This is a genomic window from Bacillus sp. BB081 (assembly GCF_008368895.1).
Classification (GTDB): Bacteria; Bacillota; Bacilli; order Bacillales; family Bacillaceae_G; genus Bacillus_A; species Bacillus_A wiedmannii.
The window spans coordinates 1-3,250 of record NZ_QOZX01000133.1; the positions used below are offsets into that span (position 1 = coordinate 1).

Below are 3,250 nucleotides of genomic sequence, written 5' to 3' on the forward strand. Positions count from 1 at the left end.
TTTAATAAACTTTTGTTTATATATGAAAAGTAGAGTTAAACTGATTCCAAAGAAAGCGGGAATGTAAATGATATATGAAGCGAATATACATACGAGAGAAAAATTAGTTACTATGTTCGAAGATTTCAATAACGTTGTTTTACTTTCTTATTTACAAGGACATATGGGTACTGCTTGGGTAAATAATCTTGAAAATCCAACGGTAGCGCAAGTTACGGTAGGGATTTTTACATTTTACACTGGGGATCCACATGCGAAAGAAACAGAAGAATTAGTACGTAACATTCCTGATAGAATGTTAGTAATCGTAAATAGTGAAGAGTGGAAAAAGCGTTTAGAAACATTTTACAAAAGAAAAATAGATAAGTTTTTACGCTATAAATTCAGACGTAATGCAGAAGTTTTTAATCGTTCAAAATTACAATCTTTTATATCGGCGCTGCCAAAAGGATACGAGTTACGAAGAATAGATGAACATATTGTAAATATCCCTACATTACATAGGGTCTCTGAAGATTTTACAAGTCAATTTCAATCAGTAGAAGATTATTTAAAACGAGGTATAGGGTATAGTATTTTGTACAAAGGTGAAGTTGTATGTGGTGCATCATCGTATAGCATTTATGATAATGGGATTGAAATTGAAGTGGCGACTGATCGCAATCATAGAAGAAAAGGGTTGGCGACTATAGTTAGTGCAGCGCTAATCTTGGCCTGTTTAGAAAAAGAGATATATCCAAACTGGGATGCTGCGAATACTAGGTCTGCTAAACTGGCAGAAAAGTTAGGATATGCTTTTGATAAGGCGTATGATACGTATTTTGTGGATAATAGATGAAATTGTTTTAAATAAAAGAGCAGATAGCAAAAGCTAACTGCTCCTCTCCAAAGGAGAATGGAGAAATACAATCATGTTATATACATTATTGACAGAACAGTAATTTTTAATCAAATAACTATAAAATTTTATATAAAATATCTTTGATTAAACCTGAGGCACCAATAAAGAGTACTGATAGAAAAACGATTGAGAATATACTTTTTTTAGGTTTTTTAAATTCTAGGTAAATGTTAAAAATGGCACCAATTGCAACTACAATAAAGATAACGAGTCTTACTACATCTATCATGAATAACGCTCCTTTTAATTACTTAATTGTATTATATAGGAATTCGCCTTCTGATTAGTTTGTTGGAATAAGATTTAAGGTAATTTTAAACAAAATAATCTTTTACACAAAAAGTAAGATTGGGGAAAAATGAAGAGTATGTAGTAATTGTATCTCTTGTAGAAGCTGATGGTAACCAAATAAAGTACGGTTATTATTTGAGTGGGGGAAATAACTTATATTTTATATAGCACTTACAACTTAAATAATAAAACATGCTTATCATAATGATCTAAACACCAATTATATTTTTTTAGAATAATTGGATGAACTACTTCTTTCGTAGTATCGACCTCGGTATAGCCATATTTCTTATAAAAGTTTTCTAATTCCTCAAAAGGAAGACAATATACATGTTGTACTTGTAATTTCTTCGCAGTTTCTACTAAAAATGAAACAAGTTCCGCAGCTAATTGTAGACCTCTAAATTTAGGGAGAATAAAAATCCCGCCCATTTCTATAGTATCTTCATCTAGTTGGACTAATCGTCCAACACCTGCATACTCGATGTTGTATGTAATAATTGCAACTTTATCTCTTTTTAAATCACTTCGTACAAATCCTATCGATTCATATTGATTATTAATCCATTCTAGGTCATTAGATGTAGCTAGTTGAATACTCATATGCATCCTCCTTTGGAAAACTAGCGCTATCTTCATTATATAGAACATAATATGCTATATCAAAAGAACCTTGATATAGCATATTTGTTAAGTTTGTTAGTTGAAGGTGTGGGTTTGCTGGTATTGAAATGATGGCTTCAACAAACAGAGGATAATGACCTTGTGAATTTAGTGTTACATAGTCAAAAATTAGTTCATGTGTTTGGTAACGCATTATTGTTTAAGTGTATAGAGTTTATAGGCTTATTTTAATTAGTAGCTACTGTATTAATTGGAACTATTAAGGAAATATGATAATCACCAGCCTGAGTGATAAAAATCGTATTAGGATTTAGTAAAAAACTCCTCCTGAAAAAGAAAAGGGATTTAAAGATAAGAGCACTTCGAAAAGTGCCCTTCAGTAACGACTACTCATTCTAAAAAGAAAGGATGCAATATATCATATGAAGTTAAGTGTATTTAATTATGGGCCTTATATATAAAAGTTTTATTTTGTTTCGAATAAAAAGGCGGTTGTTTCCGCAACCACCTTTCAGTAAAACAAAGCACTTTTTCTGAAATAAATTATGGATGATCCTTGAAAAAGGTTATAGGATATACTCACATTTTTATAACTAAAGTGACGAGTTCAGGTTATAAGAAAGGAACAATTATATTGTATGAAATCTATTCTAGAGTAGTCACAAAGAAAGCTGTCTTCTTATTTGAAGGCAGCCTTCTTTTATTAGAAAAAGAAGTAGAAGTAAAATAAAAGATTAAGTTACTTGTCCAAACAAATTTTTAAAAAATACATAAAATGCTAGTAGTTAGCCAATATTTTAATATTGCTAATTTTTTAGACTAAAAGGGGTGATTTTATGTGTGATTGTGAAGTTTGTAGAAGAAAGAAAAACCGGGATCCATTAAACCGGGAGTTTGAGCCAAAAAAACGGGTTCCTGAGCCAATAAAACAGGATTGCGAACCAAAAAAAGGGGATTCTGAACCAATAAAACAGGATTGCGAACCAAAAAAAGGGGATTCTGAATCAATAAAACAGGATTCCGAAACATTAAATCCTCATCCATCTTTTAAAAATGCTAGCGTTTCAGAAGCAGCTGCGCAAGAAAGTAAAACTTATCAAATTTCTGAAGAATCTATTATAATTGTTGATTCAGCAGATGTAGAAGTTACTACTACAGATACAAAAGCTGCGTTATCTATTCAAGCAGCATTACAAGCAGCTATCGTGGTTATAATAAGTATTTCTATAGCAGATAGTGAAAAAGCTGATCGTGTAGCACAAGAATTGTTTCAAAAATCATCTATTAAACAAATTAATAAACAAGAAACTGTTATTAGAAATTCTAGAAATGTTACAGTTACGACTACGGATACAGACATAGCTGTAAATGTTCAAATTCTTCTCCAAATTTTATTAGCTTTACTAGTAAAATTAAATATTTTATAAAATATTT

The 3,250-nt window shown here is 30.8% G+C and carries 4 protein-coding genes; 2 read left to right on the plus strand and 2 right to left on the minus strand.

The genetic code is table 11. The features are described 5' to 3' along the window. Positions 1-67 precede the first annotated feature (67 nt). The gene (locus tag DN394_RS28675; protein ID WP_098953530.1) at positions 68-838 is read left to right on the plus strand and encodes a GNAT family N-acetyltransferase; all 771 of its coding nucleotides are present in this window, start codon (positions 68-70) and stop codon (positions 836-838) included. Positions 839-956: 118 nt separating this feature from the next. Here the strand turns inward: DN394_RS28675 and DN394_RS29180 are convergent, their stop codons facing one another. Further along, on the minus strand, positions 957-1,130 hold the full coding sequence (locus DN394_RS29180; RefSeq protein WP_098208900.1) for a hypothetical protein: 174 nt from the start codon (positions 1,128-1,130) through the stop codon (positions 957-959). Between the two features lie 233 nt (positions 1,131-1,363). Further along, on the minus strand, positions 1,364-1,795 hold the full coding sequence (locus DN394_RS28680) for a GNAT family N-acetyltransferase (protein ID WP_098953532.1): 432 nt from the start codon (positions 1,793-1,795) through the stop codon (positions 1,364-1,366). 857 nt (positions 1,796-2,652) lie between these two features. Between DN394_RS28680 and DN394_RS28685 the strand changes: the two genes are divergently transcribed. Continuing rightward, positions 2,653-3,243 (plus strand): spore coat protein, encoded by a 591-nt coding sequence (locus DN394_RS28685; RefSeq protein WP_149294463.1) that lies wholly within the window; start codon positions 2,653-2,655, stop codon positions 3,241-3,243. Positions 3,244-3,250: the final 7 nt, after the last annotated feature.